Source organism: Bradyrhizobium diversitatis, from assembly GCF_016031635.1.
GTDB classification, from domain to species: domain Bacteria; phylum Pseudomonadota; class Alphaproteobacteria; order Rhizobiales; family Xanthobacteraceae; genus Bradyrhizobium; species Bradyrhizobium diversitatis.
In genome coordinates this window covers 86639-106405 of the sequence record NZ_JACEGD010000021.1, presented here as the reverse complement: position 1 = coordinate 106405, position 19767 = coordinate 86639, and the positions used below count along the sequence as shown (strand labels likewise).

16 protein-coding genes and 1 pseudogene are annotated in these 19767 nt (G+C 65.3%); 8 read left to right on the top strand and 9 right to left on the bottom strand.

Translation table 11 applies throughout. The features are described from left to right. Nucleotides 1-75: 75 nt before the first annotated feature. The 3 genes and pseudogenes from H1B27_RS23430 (at nucleotide 76) to H1B27_RS23420 (ending at nucleotide 5755) form a co-directional block, all read left to right on the top strand. A complete protein-coding gene (locus H1B27_RS23430; RefSeq protein WP_197967662.1) occupies nucleotides 76-1668 on the top strand; it encodes an efflux transporter outer membrane subunit in 1593 nt (530 codons plus the stop codon). Then, nucleotides 1665-2780 (top strand): efflux RND transporter periplasmic adaptor subunit, encoded by a 1116-nt coding sequence (locus tag H1B27_RS23425; RefSeq protein WP_246515630.1) that lies wholly within the window; start codon nucleotides 1665-1667, stop codon nucleotides 2778-2780. Before H1B27_RS23430 ends, H1B27_RS23425 begins: the two co-directional genes overlap by 4 nt. A gap of 60 nt (nucleotides 2781-2840) precedes the next feature. Beyond that, nucleotides 2841-5755, top strand: a pseudogene (locus H1B27_RS23420) (efflux RND transporter permease subunit). 376 nt (nucleotides 5756-6131) lie between these two features. Here the strand turns inward: H1B27_RS23420 and H1B27_RS23415 are convergent. Next, entirely contained in the window at nucleotides 6132-6332 is a 201-nt protein-coding gene (locus tag H1B27_RS23415) for a hypothetical protein (RefSeq protein WP_156505470.1), read from the bottom strand. Between the two features lie 251 nt (nucleotides 6333-6583). On the opposite strand from H1B27_RS23415, the gene H1B27_RS23410 reads away from it, so the two are divergent. Beyond that, nucleotides 6584-8353, top strand: coding sequence for a CYTH and CHAD domain-containing protein (locus H1B27_RS23410; protein WP_197967661.1), 1770 nt, complete (start codon nucleotides 6584-6586; stop codon nucleotides 8351-8353). 118 nt (nucleotides 8354-8471) lie between these two features. On the opposite strand, the gene H1B27_RS23405 is transcribed toward H1B27_RS23410, so the two are convergent. The 5 genes from H1B27_RS23405 to H1B27_RS23385 all read right to left on the bottom strand — a co-directional run bounded on the left by H1B27_RS23405 (nucleotide 8472) and on the right by H1B27_RS23385 (nucleotide 13382). Continuing rightward, nucleotides 8472-9098 carry a transglutaminase-like cysteine peptidase gene (locus H1B27_RS23405; RefSeq protein WP_197967660.1) on the bottom strand — a complete coding sequence of 209 codons (627 nt, stop codon included), beginning with the start codon at nucleotides 9096-9098 and terminating at the stop codon, nucleotides 8472-8474. A 330-nt stretch (nucleotides 9099-9428) separates the two neighbouring features. After that, nucleotides 9429-10040 (bottom strand): PilZ domain-containing protein, encoded by a 612-nt coding sequence (locus tag H1B27_RS23400; RefSeq protein ID WP_061882830.1) that lies wholly within the window; start codon nucleotides 10038-10040, stop codon nucleotides 9429-9431. A gap of 69 nt (nucleotides 10041-10109) precedes the next feature. Beyond that, the gene (locus H1B27_RS23395; protein WP_197967659.1) at nucleotides 10110-11276 is read right to left on the bottom strand and encodes an MFS transporter; all 1167 of its coding nucleotides are present in this window, start codon (nucleotides 11274-11276) and stop codon (nucleotides 10110-10112) included. 77 nt (nucleotides 11277-11353) lie between these two features. Continuing rightward, a complete protein-coding gene (locus tag H1B27_RS23390) occupies nucleotides 11354-12571 on the bottom strand; it encodes an MFS transporter (RefSeq protein ID WP_197967658.1) in 1218 nt (405 codons plus the stop codon). Between the two features lie 208 nt (nucleotides 12572-12779). After that, the gene (locus H1B27_RS23385; RefSeq protein ID WP_246515628.1) at nucleotides 12780-13382 is read right to left on the bottom strand and encodes a nuclear transport factor 2 family protein; all 603 of its coding nucleotides are present in this window, start codon (nucleotides 13380-13382) and stop codon (nucleotides 12780-12782) included. Between H1B27_RS23385 and H1B27_RS23380 the strand changes: the two genes are divergently transcribed. Further along, nucleotides 13381-14532, top strand: a complete 1152-nt coding sequence (locus H1B27_RS23380) for a zinc-binding dehydrogenase (protein ID WP_197967657.1) — start codon at nucleotides 13381-13383, stop codon at nucleotides 14530-14532. The genes H1B27_RS23385 and H1B27_RS23380 overlap by 2 nt on opposite strands. Before the next feature lie 108 nt (nucleotides 14533-14640). Next, complete coding sequence (locus H1B27_RS23375; protein ID WP_197967731.1) at nucleotides 14641-15099, top strand: VOC family protein; 459 nt, start codon at nucleotides 14641-14643, stop codon at nucleotides 15097-15099. A 52-nt stretch (nucleotides 15100-15151) separates the two neighbouring features. Here the strand turns inward: H1B27_RS23375 and plsY are convergent, their stop codons facing one another. Both plsY and H1B27_RS23365 read right to left on the bottom strand, forming a co-directional pair. Beyond that, nucleotides 15152-15832, bottom strand: a complete 681-nt coding sequence (gene plsY, locus H1B27_RS23370; protein WP_197967656.1) for a glycerol-3-phosphate 1-O-acyltransferase PlsY — start codon at nucleotides 15830-15832, stop codon at nucleotides 15152-15154. Between the two features lie 5 nt (nucleotides 15833-15837). Beyond that, complete coding sequence (locus tag H1B27_RS23365; protein WP_197967655.1) at nucleotides 15838-16410, bottom strand: hypothetical protein; 573 nt, start codon at nucleotides 16408-16410, stop codon at nucleotides 15838-15840. A 246-nt stretch (nucleotides 16411-16656) separates the two neighbouring features. On the opposite strand from H1B27_RS23365, the gene H1B27_RS23360 reads away from it, so the two are divergent. Next, on the top strand, nucleotides 16657-18603 hold the full coding sequence (locus tag H1B27_RS23360; RefSeq protein WP_197967654.1) for a DEAD/DEAH box helicase: 1947 nt from the start codon (nucleotides 16657-16659) through the stop codon (nucleotides 18601-18603). Nucleotides 18604-18688: 85 nt separating this feature from the next. On the opposite strand, the gene H1B27_RS23355 is transcribed toward H1B27_RS23360, so the two are convergent. Then, nucleotides 18689-19195 (bottom strand): GNAT family N-acetyltransferase, encoded by a 507-nt coding sequence (locus H1B27_RS23355; protein ID WP_197967653.1) that lies wholly within the window; start codon nucleotides 19193-19195, stop codon nucleotides 18689-18691. A 146-nt stretch (nucleotides 19196-19341) separates the two neighbouring features. Here H1B27_RS23355 and H1B27_RS23350 point away from each other — a divergent pair, with 146 nt between their 5' ends. Then, nucleotides 19342-19728 carry a COG4315 family predicted lipoprotein gene (locus tag H1B27_RS23350; RefSeq protein ID WP_197967652.1) on the top strand — a complete coding sequence of 129 codons (387 nt, stop codon included), beginning with the start codon at nucleotides 19342-19344 and terminating at the stop codon, nucleotides 19726-19728. The last annotated feature ends 39 nt before the right edge of the window (nucleotides 19729-19767 follow it).

Genomic DNA, 19767 nt, shown 5'->3' with positions numbered 1-19767 from the left:
TAACCCCACGGCTTGACTTTTGGTTCCAACCTGCAACATACAGCCTCCCGGACAAAAACTAAACGGTTTAGTTCTTTGACAGCTCCTCTTCCAGGCAGGCCCAGGCACGTCCCCGTCGTCGCAGCAGGGTGGCGGCCGGCGCGGGCCTCGGCCTGGGCCGGCGTCTCGCTCTGCGGCGTCGTGCTGGCGTCCTGTGCCGTCGGACCGGACTTCGTGTCGCCGGCCGGACCGGCCGTGGACGGCTACACACGCGAGCAGCGCCCGGCCGCCACCACGAGTGCGCCGGTGACCGGCGGCAATTCGCAGGGCTTCGAAACAGGCAGGGACATTCCCGGCGCCTGGTGGGCGCTATTCCGCTCGCGGCAGCTCAACGCCTTTGTCGAGGAAGCCATCCGCAATCATCCCGACGTGCAGGCGGCGCAGTTCGCTTTGCGCTATGCGCGGGAGAATGCGCTGGCGCAACAGGGCAGCCTGTTTCCGCAAGTGTCCGGCAGCGCCTCGGCGGAGCGCGACCGGACGAGCACGTCGCAGTCGGGGGTGTGGCCGGCGCAAGGTTCGACCTACACGCTCTACAACGCTTCCGTCAGCGTGTCCTACGCGCTCGACACCTGGGGCGGCACGCGGCGTCAGGTCGAGGCGCTGCAAGCCCAGGCCGACTATCAAGGCTTCAAGCTCGAAGCGACCTATCTCGCGCTGACCGCCAACGTGGTGACGGCCGCGATCACGGATGCCTCGCTCCGCGATCAAATCCTTGCGACCGAGGAGATCATCAAGGCGGAGTCGGATCAGCTGGCGCGCATCCAGCGCCAGTTCGACATCGGTGCGATCTCGAAATCCGACCTGCTGTCGCAAGAGGCGACGCTGGCGCAAGCCAAGGCGACGCTGGCTCCTCTGCAGAAGCAGCTGGCGCAACAGCGCAACCAGTTGATGGCCTATCTCGGCCGGCTGCCGAGCCAGGACCGCGGCGAGCATGTGCGGCTGGCCGATCTGCGCCTGCCCGGGCGGCTGCCATTGTCGCTGCCCTCGACGCTGGTACGGCAGCGGCCGGACATTCGTCAGGCCGAGGCGACCTTGCATCAGGCGACCGCGACCGTCGGTGTCGGCATCGCCAACCTGCTGCCGCAGCTCACGCTCTCGGGCAGCTACGGCGCCACCAGCCCCGAGCGGCTGTTCTCGCCCGAGACGATCGTCTGGAGCGCCGCTTCCAGCGTCAGCCAAAAGATCTTCGACGGCGGAACGCTGTACCACACCAAGGAAGCCGACGTGGCGGCGTTCGAGCAGGATCTCGCGCTCTACAAGAGCACGGTGGTGACCGCGTTCCAGAACGTCGCCGATTCCCTGCGCGCCATCCAATACGACGCCGCGACGCTGAAGGCGCAGACTGCCGCGGAGAAGGCGACGGCCGACAGCCTCGCGATGGCGGTCGAGCAGTTCAAGACCGGCGCCGTGCCTTACGCCAACATCATCAACGCCCAGCAATCCTACCTCAACGCACGGGTGTCGCGCGTCAAGGCGCAGGCGACCCGCTTTACCGACACTGCCGCCCTGTTTCAGGCGCTCGGCGGCGGCTGGTGGAATCGCGTGGATGAAACGCCGGACGCGCTGCCGCGCGCCAGTGCCGGTTACTTCGCCGGCGTCGACAAGAAGACCGAGGACGCGTTGCGATGATCAAGCGGATGACAATCATGCTGTGCGGGATGGCGATCCTGTTCGGCGGCCTCTATGGATTCCAGACCTTCAAGGAGATCATGATCAGGCGGGCCATTGGCGCGTTGGCCAATCCGCCGCAGACCGTCTCCACAGCGGTTGCCGCGAACGCGCCCTGGCAGTCCAGCCTGAGCGCGGTCGGCTCGCTGCGCGCCGTCAACGGCGCCGATCTCGCGCTCCAGGTCGCCGGCATCGTGCAGAGCATCGAGTTCTCCTCGGGTGACAGCGTCACGGCCGGACAGACCCTGCTGGCGCTGGTGGCGACCGACGACCTCGCCAAGCTGCGTTCACTGCAGGCGACGGCGGAGAACTACGCGATCGTGCTCAAGCGCGACGAGGAGCAGATCAAGTTCAACGCGGTGAGCCAGGCGACGGTCGACAGCGACAGGGCCAATCTGAAGAACGCCCAGGCCCTGGTGGAGCAGCAGAAGGCCCTGCTCGAGCAGAAGACGCTGAAGGCGCCGTTCTCCGGGCGCCTCGGTATCCGCGCCGTCGATCTCGGCCAGTATCTCTCCGCCGGCACCAGCATCGTCACGCTGCAGAGTCTCGATCCGATCTATGTCGACTTCTACCTGCCGCAGCAGGCGCTGGCCTCGATCCGCATCGGGCAGGACGTGTCGGTCGCAGTCGATGCCTTTCCGGCCGAGCGCTTCACCGGGCAGATCACGGCAATCAACGCCAAGGTGGATTCGAGCAGCCGCAACGTCCAGGTTCGCGCCACCTTGCGCAACGGCGAGGCCCGGCTGCTGCCGGGCATGTTCGCAAAGGTCGAGATCGCCGTCGGCAAGCCCGAGCAGGTCGTCACCCTCCCGCTCACCGCGATCGTGAACAATTCCTACGGCGACCTGGTCTACCTCGTCGACGATCTCCATGACGGGCAGGGCACCGCGCGGCAGATGTTCGTCAAGACGAGGCCCCCGAAGGGAGACCGCGTCGCGGTCAACGATGGGATCAAGCCGGGCGAGACGGTGGTCATCGCCGGCCAGCTGAAGCTGCGCAACGGCAGCCCGGTCAAGATCGACAATTCACACGTGCCGCAGGCCGAGGCCGCGCCGAACATCGTCGACCAGTAGGCTTCGCGACGGCGCGAGGATACCGCAGCAACGAGTGGCGACCAACGAGTTCAGGACAAGATGCGTTTCACCGATATCTTCATCCGCCGGCCGGTGCTGGCGCTCGTGGTCAGCGCCCTGATCCTCGTGCTTGGCCTGCGCTCGATGGCGACGCTGTCGATCCTGCAATACCCGCGCACGCAGAACGCCATCGTCACGGTGAGCACCGCCTATGCCGGCGCGGATTCCGACATCATCGCCGGGTTCATCACGACGCCGCTCGAAAACGCCATCGCCCAGGCGAACGGCATCGACTACATGACCTCGAGCAGCGTCACCGGCTCCAGCACCATCACGGTCAATCTGCGGCTGAACTACGATTCCGGCAAGGCGATGACGGAGATCAACGCCAAGGTCAACTCGGTGCTCAACCAGTTTCCGAGCGGCACGCAGCAGCCGACGCTCACGCTCAAGGTCGGCCAGACCATCGACGCGATGTATATCGGCTTCGCCAGCGATGTGCTGGCGCCGAACCAGATCACCGACTATCTGACGCGCGTGGTTCAGCCGCGGCTGCAGGCCGTCGCCGGCGTGCAGACCGCCGAGCTGCTCGGCGCCAAGAAGTTCGCGCTCCGCGCCTGGCTCGATCCCGACAAGCTGGCGGCTTACGGCCTCACCGCAAGCGAGGTCTCGACCGCGCTCTCGGGCAACGATTACATCTCCGGCCTCGGCACGACCAAGGGCCGGCTGGTGCAGGTCGACCTGGCGGCCTCGACCAACCTCCATTCGCTGGAGCAGTACCGCAACCTCGTGGTCAAGACCGTCAACGGCGCCATCATCCGCCTGCGCGACGTTGCCAACGTCACGCTCGGCAACGACGATTACGACAGCGAAACGAAATTCAACGGCAAGACGGCTGTCTATATCGGCATCCAGACGGCGCCCACGGCCAATCTGCTCGACGTCGTCAACGGTGTGAAGGCGGTCCTGCCCGACATCAAGGCGCAGCTTCCGAACGGTCTGATCGGTGAGGTGCTCTACGACTCCACCGACTTCGTCAATTCCTCGATCGACGAGGTCGTCCACTCGCTGGTGGAAGCGGTGCTGATCGTGATCGTGGTGGTGTTTCTGTTCCTGGGCTCGTGGCGATCGGTCCTGATCCCCGTCATCGCGATTCCGCTGTCGCTGATCGGCACCTTCGGCCTGATGCTGCTGATGGGATTCTCGATCAACCTGCTGACCCTGCTTGCACTCGTGCTCGCCATCGGGCTCGTGGTGGATGACGCCATCATCGTACCGGCGCGCTGTTCACCGAGTTCGCCTTCACGCTCGCAGGCGCGGTCACGGTATCTGCGGTGATCGCGCTGACGCTGTCGCCGATGAACTGCGCCTGGCTATTGCGCAAGACCGAGCGCGATGCGACGAACTGGGAGGCGCGCTTGGTCCGGACGATCGACCACGTGCTGGAGTGGCTCTCAGGCGCCTATCGCCGCCGGCTGGAGGCCGTCTTTGCGATGAAGCCGGTCGTGGCCGTGTTCGCGCTGCTGCTGCTGGCCGGCATTCCCTGGCTCTACGCGACCTCGACCAGCGAGCTCGCGCCCGACGAGGACCAGGGTGTCGTGCTCTCGCTGACGACCTCGGCGCCCTCAGCGACGCTTCAGCAGCGGCAATTCTACAGCCAGCAGGTCTACGATCTCGTGGCCAAGCGCCCGGAAACGAAGACCCTCTTCCAGATCGACACGCCGACCCAGGCGATCGGAGGCTGGGTGCTCAAGCCCTGGGACCAGCGCAGCCTGACCACGAAGACTCTTCAGCCAGATTTCCAGAACCTGCTCAACACCATCGCCGGCACGCGCTCGGTCGCCTTCCAGCCGTCGCCGCTGCCCGGCAGCAACGGCCTTCCGATCCAGTTCGTGATCGGTACGACCGGTTCCTACAACGAACTCGACCAGGTCTCGCGCAACTTCATGGTGCAGGCGCTGAAGAGCGGCCAATTCATCTTCCTCGATACCGACCTGAAAATCGACAGGCCCCAGACGCTGGTCTCCTTCGACCGCGACAAGGCCGGTGATCTCGGCCTGAAGATGAGTGATCTCGGCGGTGCGCTCGCGACCATGCTCGGCGGCAACTATCTCGATTATTTCAGCCTGGACGGCCGCTCCTACAAGGTAATTCCCCAGGCCAAGCAGAACGATCGGCTGACGGCAGACCAGTTGCTCGGCTATTACATCAAGGCGAACGACAATTCGATGGTGCCGCTCTCGACCGTCGCCCAGCTGGAGAACAGGACCGTTCCGCAGTCGCGCAATCATTTCCAGCAGATCAATGCGGCGACGATCTCGGGCGTTGCGATGCCGACGGTGTCGATGGGCAGCGCGCTTGCCACGCTCAAGGATCTCGCGAAATCCTTGCCGGCCGGCTACACGGTCGATTTCGGCGGCGCCTCGCGGCAGCTCGAGCAGGAGTCGGGCGGCTTCGTCACGACGTTCGCTTTCGCCGTCATCATCATCTTCCTGGCGCTGGCGGCGCTGTTCAACAGCTTCCTCGATCCCGTCATCATCCTGGTATCGGTGCCGATGTCGCTCGCCGGCGCGCTGATCTTCATCAGCCTCGGCATCGGCGGCGCGAGCCTCAACATCTATACCCAGGTCGGGCTGCTCACGCTGATGGGCCTCGTCAGCAAGCATGGCATTCTGATGGTCGAGGTCGCCAACGAATTGCGCGCGGCAGGGAAAGGGGTGACCGAGGCGATCATCGAGGCCGCGGCGATCCGGCTGCGGCCGATCCTGATGACGACCGCGGCGATGGTGCTCGGCGTCGTTCCGCTGATCACCGCGAGCGGAGCGGGCGCGGTGTCGCGCTACAACATGGGCCTCGTGATCGCGACGGGGCTGTCGATCGGCACGCTGTTCACGCTGTTCGTGGTGCCGGTCGCCTATGCCCTGATCGCGCGGCCCGCAGCGGCGCCGGCTTCGGGCGAGACAGCGCCGGCGTAACCTCCGGAAAAGTTGCGGCCGGCCTTTGGGAGAGGCTTGGCCGCGCTCGAACCGGTCTGGGACAGGGAGGCGGTCTATGTCAGCGATTGAGCTCGCTTTCGGCGGCAAGCTGCCCGTCAGGCGTGATCTCGTATTCGCCGTCCTGCCTGGTCATCCATCCTGATCTGACCATCTCCCGCGCAAGCTGTATCGAGCAGATCGGTTGATTGCCGCCTGGGTAATACAACCTGTCATTTCGGACGAGCAGGTGCCCGTACAATTGAGCCTGGCGCAGCGCCCTGCGCATTCCCGGTGATGGAGTCTTCATGCCGTTTCAAGCGCGAGGGCGATGAAGGTTCCTAATGAAGCGGTGGCCTTCATTTGGCATGCCCGTGGCTCAGAGATCAGAAACATCCGGCGCCGTGGTGCCGCCGCTCGAACGATATTTCTGCTCCTGACTGTCGGGAACCGGTTTCTTGGGGTGCGAATCTGTGGGAGTCGACGCCTCCGGCGAAGGGCTTGTCACAATCTCGGGCCTGTCATCGGGCAGGTGACTCCTAAGTGTCTCCAGAACCAGAAAGAATTTCTCGGCCAGCATGAACCAGGCTCGTTGCTGCGTTGATCTCGATTTCGAGAACTGTGAGATTTCCTTTCTTGATAGGATCACTAACTGTATGCGACGCCAAGTGAAATCGAGAAGCCGCGCCCGATTGTGACAGGCCTCGTCGATCCCAGCGTTCGAGATGTCGCATGTGGACGATGATGCGTTGCGACGACACCTGACTATTCCTCGCGCGGCTCATCCGCTATATGCTTGCGCTCTGTCATCAAACTGTCACGCAACTCTCCATGCTCAAGTCAGATTCAACGACGGCTCGCAAGACTCTGGGCGCGCCGGATGGGAATCAGTCTCCGAAGGAGAACAAAGGAGCGCCCATCGTTGCCGGCTTCTTGAGGCAGATTGAACCCGCAGGACCAGACGCGGAGCCGGGGATCAAGGACGCTGTGAGCGAACGGACGCCGGCGCAAGAGGCGACGCCTGATCTGCAGCCAACCGAGCCGGGCAGCACCGCTCATCCCGCCGGCGAAATCGAGCTCAAGCTTCTCGTCGATGCCGATCGCATGGCGCATTTCGGCGCTGCGCCGGTCATCGCGGCGAATGCACGAAACAAGGGCTCGCGCAAACGTCTCAAGTCCGTCTACTACGACACGCCCGAGCGGGCGCTTCGCCGCGCCGGCCTGAGCTTGCGCGTCCGCCAGAGCGGCACGCGCTTCGTGCAGACCGTGAAGAGCGACGTTGCGGACGATCCGCTGCGTCGCGGCGAATGGGAAGCGAGTGTGCTGTCGCTTGCGCCCGATGTCGCCTTGGCGATGCCGTTCATTCCGGAGAAGCTGCGCGGCCAACTCGACGCGCAGCCGCTCGAAGCGGTGTTCAAGGCCGATATCCATCGGCACACGCGCATCGTCGACCTGCCGTCCGGCACGGTCGAGGTGGCCTTCGATCGGGGCGACCTGACCGCAGGCGGCAGGTCGATGCCGGTGAGCGAGATCGAGCTGGAGCTGAAGAGCGGCGGCGCGAGCGCGATCTACGAGATCGCGCTGCGCCTTGCGGAGCACGGAACGGTGAGGCCGTCCATCCGCAGCAAATCCGCACGCGGCTTCGACCTTGCCGCGGACCAGCCGCCGTCGGCACGCCGGCCGCGCAAGCTTGGCCTCGATCCCTCCGTTGCGCTCGACGAAGCCTTCGCGGCCATCCTGCGCTCCTGCTTCCTTCACCTGCTGCAATCGTTGCCGGCCGCCGAGGACGGTCGCAATCCGGAAGGCGTGCATCAGCTGCGCGTCTCGCTGCGCCGGCTGCGATCTGCGCTCGACCTGATGCGATCGGTCGGCGCGCTCGGCAACCTCGATGCGCTGCGCTCGGAAGCCAAATGGCTGGCGCAAGGCCTGTCCGCCGCGCGCGACTGGGACATGTTCCAGCTCGACACCTTGCCGGCGATCGCAAAGGCATGTCCGTCGGTCACCGGCTTCGATGCGCTCGCGCGGGTCGCGGCTCAGCGTCAGGCGGAAGCCTATCGCGGGGTCCGCAATGCGCTCGATGATCGCCGCTGCGCGCTTTTCCTGATCGGTCTCGGCGGCTGCATCGAGACGCGCGGCTGGCGCAACGGCGTCGCGCCCGAAGATCTCGGCCGGCTCGCCGAGCCCGCTGTCAATTTCGCGGAACGCGTCCTGTCCGAGCAGTATGCGAAGGTGCTCAAGCGCGGCCGCCGCTTCAAGTCGCTCACGGTCGACGAGCTCCACCGGGTGCGGCTCGCCACCAAGCGGTTGCGCTATCTCGGCGAGTTCCTGCTGCCGCTGTACGAGGATCGCAAGTCCGCGCGAAAATTCGCGCGCCGGCTCGCCGGCTTGCAGGAGGAGCTCGGCGTCTTCAACGACATGGCCGTGACGGCCTCATTGCTCGACGGGCTCGGCGCTGAAGATCGCGACAGCACCATTGCGGCGGCCGCGATCGCCGGCTGGCAGGCGCGGGCATCGATCGGCGTGCAGCAGGCGCTGCAGGATAGCTGGCGGGATTTCACCGCCGCACGCGTTCCCTGGACTCGCCAGGGCCAGCAGAGCTGATCGTGCATCCCCAAAAGAGTTGCGCCCAGCCATTGGGGGATGGCTGGGCGCGCGCGAACCGGTCTGGGACGGGGAGGGGTGGGGATGTGACCGGGCCGCGTAACTCGTTGTCTCGTTCCTACTGATCCTTGGCGCTGGCGGTGGAGACCGCCGGCTTGGTATCGCCCAGCGAGACCCAGACATTGGGATCGCTCTGCGACTGGCGCTTGACGAAGCGATAGCCGGTCTCCGTCCAGGCGACGACGTTCTCGTTCTGATTGTCGAGAACGAACTCGCCCTTGTCGGTCTTCACCGTCAGCACCGCGTGGCCTTCGCCCTTCTTGTCGCGCACGACGGTGATCAGCAGGGCCTGACGCGGCCATCCGGCGTCGATCAGCATCTTGCGCTTCAACAGCACGTAGTCTTCACAGTCGCCGTAGCCGTCTGATGGCAGCGACCACTTCTCGATCACGCCCCAGTGCTCCTGGTCGGTCAAAGGCTTGACGGTCTCGTTGACCCAGCGATTGACCTTGACGAGGTCGCGCCATGCGGCCTGCGACAGCACGATGTCGCGCGGCTGCATCGGTACGCCCTGGCACTGGGCGGCGTTGTCCGCGCAGAACTCGACCCAGCCGATTGGCGCACGCGTGGTGTCGCCGAGGCTCGCGTAGAGCAGACGGCTTTCGCCAGCCTGCGCCGCCGCGCTGATCCCGAAGAGCATGGCAGCCAGCGCCAGCCTCTTCCCCTGTCCCCTGAAGTCAAACATTGCGGTCCCCGTTTCTTGTTGGGACCACATTTCGCACGGAGCTTTTGAGTTGCCGCTAAGTCAACCAAGTCAAGTCGAGACGAATGCAAGTAAAAGGCGCGGCGAATTCGATCTATACTTGAATCGAATTCGAATAAAATTCGATATGACTGCAATCGATTCAAATTTTACCGATTAACGCGAAAACGCTGGCAGAAGCGGCGTGCGCGCCGCTCCGCGACCGACGCGTTAACCGCAAGGCGGCGGCCAGGCGATGCGAAAAAGGCGGCATCCGCATCCCGGAGGCCGCCTTCCAGCTTGGAAATAATGAGGTTTTCGCGTCCGCGTGCTTTACCGCGCGGTAACGCTCTCTTCGAGTGTCTCGATCGGCTGCTCGTGCAGGAACTCCAGCGCGAAGCCGTCTTCGATGTTTCGGACCACGCGGCCCTGGACCCGGCCGAGCAGGACCGTCGATTTCAGCGGCGGGCGGTTCTCCGCGGCAATGGCAGCACCGGACAAGGAAAGGTCGATGATGCGGCACGTCATCTTGGTGCCGTCCTCGAGCGTCAGCACCGCGATGGGGTTGCGCGGCACGATACGGTCGTGGCGGCGGTCCTCCGGCAGGTTGAGGATGTCGCGATTGGCGAGCCAGGTCAGCTGGGCCGCGAGCTTGTCGCGCTTCCTCGGCGTCGCGCCGATCGTCATGGCGAAGCCGTTGTCGATGATGCGGGTGATCTTGCCCTCGACGCGGCCGATATGGTCGAGATAGGCGACGACGCGGTCGCCGACATTGCCGATGCCGGGCGCGAGCAAAGCGAGGCCGCCCGGCGACATGTTGATCACCTGGCAGGGGAATTCCCGGCGGTCCGGCAGCATGTAGCGGCCGAGCAGGTGCACCTTCACCCGCTGGAAGCGCCTGCGCTCCTCGGCGGCCGGAAGAAATTTTTTGTTCGCCAACGCCATTTTCAACACCCGACCCCCCGCCCGGGCGGAGTCCGGGACGACCCTAAGGTGCATAGGGTTAATGCCGCGTTAGGATTGGGCGCGGCGGCAACGGACAGACACAATGCATTCGAAAAGCCACATCAGGGGCGGGCAGGCCAGCACCGTCAGCGCGCCGAGGTCGAGCGCGACCGCGGCGGTCCCGGCCGATTTGGCGAGCCGCCCGGCCACCGCCGGCCCCAGCATCATCGCCGCATAGAAGAGGGTGTAGAACACGCCCATCCCGATCGCCCTGGTGTCCGGGGCGAGCACGCGGGCGGCGAGGCTCATGATCGGGCCGGCCGGATGGCCTCCGATCAGGCCGATCAGGATCAGGATGGTGATCACCGCGTCCGATCGCGGCAGCCAGGCCAGCAGTCCCGCCACGATGAGGCTGGCCCCGATCGCCAATATAAAGGGTCGCTTGAAGCGGTCGGCGAGATAGCCGCCTGCTGGAACAGAGATCACCGACAGCCACATCACGACGCTGATCGCCGAGCCCGCCGCGGCGATGCTCCAGCCGCGCTCGGCCAATAGCGTCGGGCCGAACGAGAAGATCATGGCGAAGCCGACATTGTAGAGGCCCCAGATGAGCCCTGCGACGATCACCGCCAGCAGCGCCAGCGGATCGAGCCGGCCCGAGCCGGCAGCGCCGGCGCCGGCTCCCGGCGGCGGCTGGTAGAACGTGATCAGCAGAATGCCGATCGCGGTCAGTGCGCCCACGGACAGGAATACGGCGCCCGCACCATGGGCGGTGCCGATCGCCGGCAGCACCAGCAGCGAGATCGCGACCCCGGCCGGCCAGGAATTGACGAAGATCGCCATCGCGGTCGCAATCTCCTTTCCGGCGAACCAGTCGGCGGCCATCTTGGTAAGCTGCACCGTCAGCAGCACGCCGCCGGCGCCGGAGGCGAGGCGGCCCGCCATCTGCCAGTTCCAGACGTCGGTGACGGCCATGACGAGGCTGCCCGCAGTCATCAGCAGCAGCGCGGCAATCGTCGTCGGCTTGTCGCCGAGGGTCCGGCCGATGGCGCCGCCCGGCAGCGCAAGCACCACGCCTGGCGTGAAATAGAGCCCGATCAGGATGCCGATATCGGCGATGCCGGCGCCGAAGGTCTGTTGCAGCAGTGGGGCGACCGCCGCGACACTCTGGAACTGGAACGCGATGGTGAGGCGCACGATGAACAGGATCGCAAGAATGCCCCAGCGATTGCGCAATGCCCCATCTCCCAAAAGTCTTGAGCGTGCGGTGAGGGGACGCCGGAGTCAATCGGCCGTGTCGTAACGCTGCGCCCTCACGCCGCCTTCGCCGCGCGCTGATACAGCAGGCACAGCAGCGCCAGCAGCACGGCGGCCGAGAGCCCGAGCGACCAGTGGATGCCGATCGCCGCGCCTGCTACCCCGACCGTGATGCCGCTGAAGGCCCGCATGCCGAGCCCGGCCATGTTGTAAAGGCCGACGATGCGGCCGCGGATGTCGTGCGGCGCGTTCAGTTGCACCAGCGCCTGCGCCATGGTGTTGAAGGAGAGCTCGAAGAAGCCTGCAAGGAACAGCAGCGCAATCGCGACCGGATAGACCGGCACCAGTGCGAAGCCGAGCAGCGCCACGCTCCACAGCATCGCCAGCGTGATTGCGGTGCGCGGGGTGCCCTTCAGCCGTCCCCAGGATTCCAGTGCGATGCCGGCCAGCAGCGCGCCGGCCGCATCCGCCGCGAGCAGCACGCTGTAGGAGACGCCGGGATCGCCATGGCCGAGATCGCCGGCATAGCCCGGCATCTGGGCGTGATAGGCGTTGCCGATCATGAAGGAGGTGAGGCCGGCAAGCCACGTCATCCCCGACAGCACGGGCTGGGTGCCGATCGCGCGGATGGTGAGCACGATGTCGGCAAGGCCGCGCACCGCGAAGCGACGCGCCGCCACGCTCTTGTCCCTGGCCGGGGCCCAGAACAGCCAGAGCAGCATCGGCAGATAGAACAGCGTGTTGAAGATGATGCCGTGCGAGGGACCGAGCGTCAGCATGACGATGCCGCCGACCGCAGGTCCGACCAGGATGCCGAGATAGCGCGCCATCGCGTTCAGCCGCACCGCGCTCGGCAGATCGGCCGGGCCGACGAGGTCGTAGAGCAGAAGCTGGTTCGGCGTCTGCCAGAGCACGCCGGCACAGCCGTGGATCACCAGGAGCAGCATCGCGTGCCACATCTGGATCGTATCGGTCAGAAAGAAGAAGCCCCAACCGGCGGAGGCGGCGATGAACAGCAGCATGCCGCACTGGATGATGCGGCGCGGATCGAACCGGTCGGCGAGGCCACCGACCGCGACGGAGAACAGCAGGAACGGCAGCCAGTGCGACAGCACGGCAAACCCGCCCAGCGTCGGCGAATGGAATTTCTGGAACACCACCCAATAGCTGATCACATGCTCGATATTGTCCGCCATCATCGCCAGCACGTAAGAGGCGAACTGGAGACGGTAGGGCACGGACTTCATCGCCGCAAACGATCCGGATGCGGCCATGGGATTTTGGGGGAGGGGGTTCACGGGATGACCTGAGTGGGACTCTTGGCGCCTTACACGTTCGCTGGCGACGGCTCAAGACTTTGCACGTGGACGAAGACCAGCCATGCCTTGCATGGTAGCCGTGACTTCGTCGCGCTATCGACCGTGCTCCGGCGCCGCAAATCGCGACGGGCGGACGAGCGACGTCCCGAACCTGAGCTCCTCCTCACGTCTTGCGGCGGGTCCAGCTTTCCTGGGGCTCGTCGGCCCATGCGGTTCCGAGACCAAGCATCGTGATCCAGGTCTCGGCCAGCTTGCCGCCTTCGATACGATAGCTTTGCATGCCGGCGCGGCTACGCTTCTCGCCGGTCGTCGGATCGGGCCAAACGAATGCAAATCGGAACCACGCGCGCTCGCTCGTGAAGGAATGATCATACACCACGACGCGGATTCCGGGCCGATCTCGATGCACGGTCTGCAATTCCGCAGCATACTCTTCCCGGCTGACGGTCCGGTCGCCTCTCTCATCGTGACGGATGTAGTGCGATCCCACGCAGTCCGGGATCAGGTCAAATCGTCCCTCGTGCCAAACCTGCTCCCAGCGATCAAAGAGGGCGCGTATGTTCTCGGTCATGGGCTCCTCGATATGGAATTGCTGTGGCACTGCTTGCGTCGCTGCAAATATCTTGCCGAAATGCGGGCGCTTGCAGCGCAATGATGGTGCGCCGGTCACATAGGCCACTTCCGCCTTCGTTGGCTGAGCTATGATACGCTTCGCGATACGCCCGCACCACAAATCACAACAAGCGGGGATCGAGGAAACAGCCATGGAATCCATCCGCGTCTGCACTCACGCTGGTCCCGGCTCGGAGCCCGTCATCCGCAGCGTGCCGTGGCCGAAGGTCGGCCGCAGGGGCGCACTGATCAAGATTGGCGCCTGCGGGGTCTGCGGCACCGATTTGCATATTCTGAAAGGACATTGGCCGAAGCCGCTGCCCTGGCCGTTCACGCTGGGACACGAGCTCGGCGGCATCATCGTCGAATGCGGCGATGAATTCTCCGAGGACTTCATGAGCAAGCCGCTGACGGTCGGCTCGAAGGTGATGATCCCGCCCTTGATGCCGTGCGGCCGCTGCTATTACTGCGTCCATTATCCGCAAACCGCGAACAAGTGCCTGACCCCGGTCTATTACGGCCGCTATCTCGGCTTCGACAAGGCGCCGCATTTGTGGGGCGGCTGGGCCGAATATGTCTATGTCGACCTCGACATGCTGCCGGGCACCAAGATCTACAAGCTGCCCGACGACATGTCGCTGCGGCTCGGGGCGCTGTCCGAGCCGCTGACCTCCTGCATCCGCGCCTTCAATCGTGCAACCCGCGCCGGCGGCTTCAGTTGGGGCGATACGGTGGTGATCCAGGGCTCCGGCCCGATCGGCATCCTGGCGGTCGCCGCCGCCAGGGAGATGGGTGCAGGGCGCGTCGTCTGCGTCGGCGCGCCGGAGGAGCCGCGGCTCAAGCTCGCCCGCGAGTTCGGTGCGGAGGCGACGGTGAACATCGAGGAGATCAAGTCGCCGCAGGAGCGCATCGCACGCGTACGGGAGATCGTCGGCGGCTTCGGCGCCGATCTCGTGATGGACTGCTCGGGCCACCCGACCGCCGGACCCGAAGGCATCGAGATGCTGCGCGACGGCGGCACCTATGTCGAGATGGGCCAGTTCACCGACGCCGGCTCGATCGACACCTCCTGGCACCGCATCTGCACCAAGGATCTCAACGTGCTCGGATCCTGGGGCTTCACCGGCAACGATCTGCCGCTCGGCGTGGACATGCTCTACCGGACGCGCGACAAATACCCGTGGCTGAAGATGCAGACGATCTATCCGTTCACAGAGGAGGGCGTCGCGCAGGCGGTGAGGGATGCGATGGCGATGAAGACGGTGAAATCGACCATCGTGCCGTGGCCGGAGCTGGTGGGATGAGGATGCGTAGCCCGGATGAGCGAAGCGATATCCGGGGCCTTGCTGATGATTCCCGCATCTCGCTTCGCTCATGCGGGCTACGCGTCGGAGTTTGGATTGCACGATGAAATGACAAACGAAGAGACTGACGACCCAAACCGACGCTCCCCCTTCAGCGCCATTCGCGCGATCGACTATACCGTCATCTTCGAGCGCGACATGGTGGCGATGCGCCGCTTCTATGAGGACGTCCTCGCCTTCCCGCTGCTGCGCGAGCTGTCGCCGAACTGGATCGAATACGGCCTGGGCAGCAACACTCTGGCCTTGGCGAGGCCGAGTCGGACTGCTTCCGATGCGCCGATCCCGGCGGGCAGCGCCTCGCTGCAACTGGCCTTCAAGGTCTCCGCCGCCGAGGTCGATCAATGCGCCGATGAACTGCTGCGTCAAGGCGTGGCGCCGCTGTCGCCGCCGACGGACCAGCCCTTCGGGCATCGCACGCTGTTCTTCCGCGATCCCGACGGCAATTTGCTGGAAGTCTACGCGGAGATCCAGATTCGAGAGCGTGGCTCCAACGAGGGCACCTGCTGATGAACCTGGGCGGTCGGCGCTGCGCCGGAACGACGGACACCACGACAAGCCCTTATATTTCTGTTCTGGGTTCTGGGCTGACCTGTCCGAGCCGTGGCTCTGCCCCGGCCAGTAGCCGGTGAATGTTGGCACGGTGACGCACGATCACGTAGATGCCCCCGGCAATCACGAGTAATCGGTAAGGCAACGGTTGCTCCAGGCTGCAGACGAGGGCGATCGCAGTCAGCGCGGCGAGCATCGAGCCAAGTGACACGATGCGGAAAATCGCCAGCGCAACGGCAAAGGCGATGGCGGCCCCCAAACCGACCGGCCAAGACATCGCGAGCAGGACGCCCAGACCCGCCGCAGCCGATTTGCCGCCCGTGAAATTCAGCCAGATCGAAAGGCTGTGCCCTAACAACGCGGCAAGTCCGGCCAGGCAGACGGCCCAGGGTATCCAGGTTTGGGAATAGAGCGCTGCCGGCAGCGTCACGGACGGCAAGGTGGTGAGCCAACGACAGAACCAGCGGGCGAAGACGATCGCCCCGGCGCCCTTCAGCACATCGACCAACAGGACGACCAATGCCGGCCATTTTCCCAAGGTGCGCAACACGTTTGTTGCCCCGGTGGATCTGGAGCCATGCTCTCGAATGTCGATGCCCTGCAGCAGTCTTCCTGCCAGATAGCCCGTCGGCGTCGAACCGAAGAGATAAGCGATCGCCAATCCCATCGCGCACGCAATCCAGAAACCCATGGGGCTCACCTCGACGCTTTCATATCAGGCAGTCCTCGGTTGGTCTTCTGCCTCTGTTCCGGGCTTGCGGCCGCGGCGATCTCGCTCTCCTTCACCACTCTCGCATCCACCACCTTCGTGCCCTCGAGCTCCCGCACGATCCGCTCGTCCGGTCCCACGATCCCGAGATCGAACTCACGCTCCCGCGTGACGAGGATCAAGCGCTTGCCGACGATCACCACCACCGTCATGTCGTTGCGCTCGCCTTCCGCCGCCCATGCGCGGATATCGGCAGCGTAGGGCTCCTTGCGCCAGGCATTGGGAGAGCCCGGGTCGCACCGGACTTCGATGCCGTCCTTCGACGTCGTCAGGACGAGTTTTGATCGGCTCGGCTTCCAGCGCTCGTCGAGAAGATCGTTGACCAGCCACAGGCAGGCGAAGGCCTTGCATTCACCCGGACGCGCGGCGTAGGTCGAGCAGCCCCGGCCGGGCTTGCAGTGCCGGCACCAGGCATTTGCGGGCTTGGCCAGCGCCTCGATGGCCATCACCTTGCAGCAGAGCGTGCAGTCGCCGCAGCTGCGTTTGACGGAGGGCGTCACGCGGTCATTCCCATGAAAATCCGGTCGGTCTCAGGTTAATGGAGGTGGCCGGAAGAGTCTGCCGCAACCTTGAGGCGCGGTGCTCTCCACCAAGCCATGCAACATAGGCATGGCGATTTGCCGGCGCTTGGCGTAAAGAGCGCCCAGATCAAATCGCCAGCGTGCGGCCAGGCCGTTCGCCGCGCATGCAGCTCAGGTTCGCCGGATCACCGTTCCGCGCCTGAATCAACCAAGGTTCTCCATCTCGTGTCCCTTCCGGCCCTGACCCCGCCGCTCGCCCGCGCTTTGGCCGAGCGGAACTATGATTCACTGACCCCCGTCCAGCTCGCCGTGCTTGCTCACGAAGCCGCAGGCCGTGACCTTCTGGTGTCCGCCCAGACCGGCTCCGGCAAGACTGTCGCCTACGGATTGGCCATCGCGAAGAATCTTCTTGATGATGCCGAGCAGTTCGGGCCCGCGGCAGCGCCGCTCGCCCTGATCGTGGCGCCGACCCGCGAGCTCGCCCTTCAGGTTCAGCGCGAGCTGGCCTGGCTCTACGGGCATGCCGGCGGGCGCGTCGTCTCCTGTGTCGGCGGCATGGATCCGCGGCGCGAGCAGCGCGAACTGGCCGCAGGCGCTCATATCGTCGTCGGCACGCCCGGGCGGCTCTGCGATCATTTGCGCCGTGGCCGTCTCGACATCTCCGAACTCGCCGCCGTCGTGCTCGACGAGGCCGACGAGATGCTCAATCTTGGCTTTCGTGAGGACATGGAGTTCATTCTCGAGACCACGCCGGAGACGCGCCGCACGCTGCTGTTCTCGGCGACGTTTCCCCGCGGCATCGTCGCGCTGGCGAGGCAATACCAGCGCGACGCGTTCCGGATCGAGGTCGCCGGTGACGCAGGCGGTCACGCCGATATCGAGTATCGCGCGATCCGCATCGCGCCCGCCGACGTCGAGCACGCCGTCGTCAACGTGCTGCGCTTCTACGAGGCGCCGAGCGCGCTGGTGTTCTGCAGCACGCGCGATGCCGTCAGGCATTTGCAGGCGGCGCTGCTGGAGCGCGGCTTTTCGGTCGTCGCCCTCTCCGGCGAATTGACGCAGAACGAGCGCACCCTGGCACTCCAGTCGCTGCGCGACGGGCGCGCCCGCGTCTGCGTCGCCACCGATGTCGCCGCCCGCGGCATCGACTTGCCGAGCCTCGACCTCGTCATTCATGCCGATCTGCCCAACGACGCCGAGGTGATGCAGCATCGCTCCGGCCGTACGGGGCGCGCGGGCCGCAAGGGGACCAGCGTCCTCCTGGTGCCGCCCGCACGTCGGCGCCGCGCCGAGATGCTGCTCAATGTCTCCGGCATCGATGCGGCCTGGGGCACCGCGCCGCAAGCCGACGAAATCCGCAAGCTCGATCACGCGCGCATGAAGGACGTGTTGTTCACCGAGGAGACGACGGCCGACGATCTGGCGCTGGCGCAGGCGCTCTTGGCCGAGCGCTCGGCGGAGGACATCGCCGCCGCGCTCGCGCGGCTTTACCGCGCGCGGCTGCCGTCGCCCGAGGACATCATCGATCCCGGCGAGCGAGGCAGCCGGACGCGCGACGATCGCGGTCGCGACAGATCTCAAGGCGCAGATGGGGAGGATCGCCCAGCGCGGCTCCGATCGAAGCCTGGTAAAGCATCGTCGAAACACGGCATGGCGGAAGGCAGCGTCTGGTTCCGCGCCGCCATCGGACGACGCAAGAACGCGGAGGCGCGTTGGCTGCTGCCGATGATCTGCCGCCGCGGCGGCATCGACAAGCGCGACATCGGCGCCATCAATATCATGGACACCACCACCGAGTTCGAGATTTCCGAGCGGGTCGCGGAGTCGTTCGCTGCCAAGGTCAAGCGTCCGGACAAGGAAGACAGCATCCGCATCGAGCCGATGGCGGAGGCGCCTCAACGACAGGCACCGTCGGAGGAACGGTCACACGCGCCGGCTCGCGAGAGAGCCGATGGCGATCGTCGCGCTCGCCGCGACGAGCGCCCGCGCGAGGCACGTGAATTCAAGCCGCGCGGCAAACCGTCCGGCGAGCGCGGACCGCGATTCGGCGATACGCCGCCTTTTGGAAAGAAGAAGCATCGCGACAAGCAGGCCCGCGCGGAGCCGTCGGTGACGCCCTGGCCGGTGAAGGGCGCGCCGGGAAAGAAGACGAAGAAGAAGCATCGCGGCTGAGCCGCCGCCATTCAGGACAGACGACGATGATGCCGCCGGATTGCACCGGCGACGTCATCTGCAGCGGGGCGCTCGGGCAGGGACGCTACGCCGCGGTGAGGTCATGCCGCATATAGGTCGCGCCTTCCCCGTAGGAGGCGAGCTTCGCGCGCAGTGCCGCGTCTGCCGTCACCGGACGAAAGCCGAGATGCTCCCATAGCGGCCGCGTGGCGTAGACCGAGACAAGTGCGAGCGCCGCGATGCCGGAGGCGCGCGCCAGCTCCGCGATCCCGGCAATATAGGCGCGCGCAATGCCGCCGCGCCGATCCGGCAGCACGGCGATATCGTGCACATAGAGACAGCCTGCATCTTGAGGGAGTCGTTCCAGGAAGCGATCGAGCGGCGGGATCTGATGCTGCTTCCAGGGATGCGCGAGCCCGTAGCCGGCGATCTCGTCGCCGGCGACAAGCACGCGGCATCCGTCGGGATAGAGCCGCATCTTCTCCGCGAACACCTCGGGGCGTTCCGGAAGATCAGGATGGATCCGCGCCGCGATGGCGCTGATCGCGGGCAGATCGGATGGATGCGCGGGACGCCAGTGCGGCTTGCTCATGTCGATCCGTCGTTACGTCTCGGTTGGTCCAGTTTATTCCGCCGCGTTGGCGCGCGCAGCGAAAAATATCTTTCTGCGATCCGAGGAATACGAGGTCGCGTGCGGCGTCCTACCCATGCAGTCCAATTGCATGACAAGGAGATATCATGACGTCCTCGATCCGCCTCGCGCTCGCGCTGGCAATATCGCTCGCGATCGTTCCCGCCGCCTTCGCCGCACCGCCGACCAAGACGGGCAAGACCGACAAGGGCAACGTGCTGACCGACGCCAAGGGCATGACACTCTACACTTTCGACAAGGATGCGGACGGCAAGTCGGCCTGCAACGGTCCGTGCGCGACCAACTGGCCGGTGCTGAAGGCCGAAGCGAGCGACGCCGCCGGCGACGGCTACACCATCATCAACCGCGACGATGGTTCGAAGCAGTGGGCCTACAAGGGCAAGCCGCTCTACACTTTCGCCAAGGACCAGAAGCCCGGCGACATCACCGGCGACGGCTTCTTGAACGGCGCCTGGCATCTGGCGATGCCGTAACGGCGCTCTGCGCAAACACGGTGCGTCGGCCGTTGCACG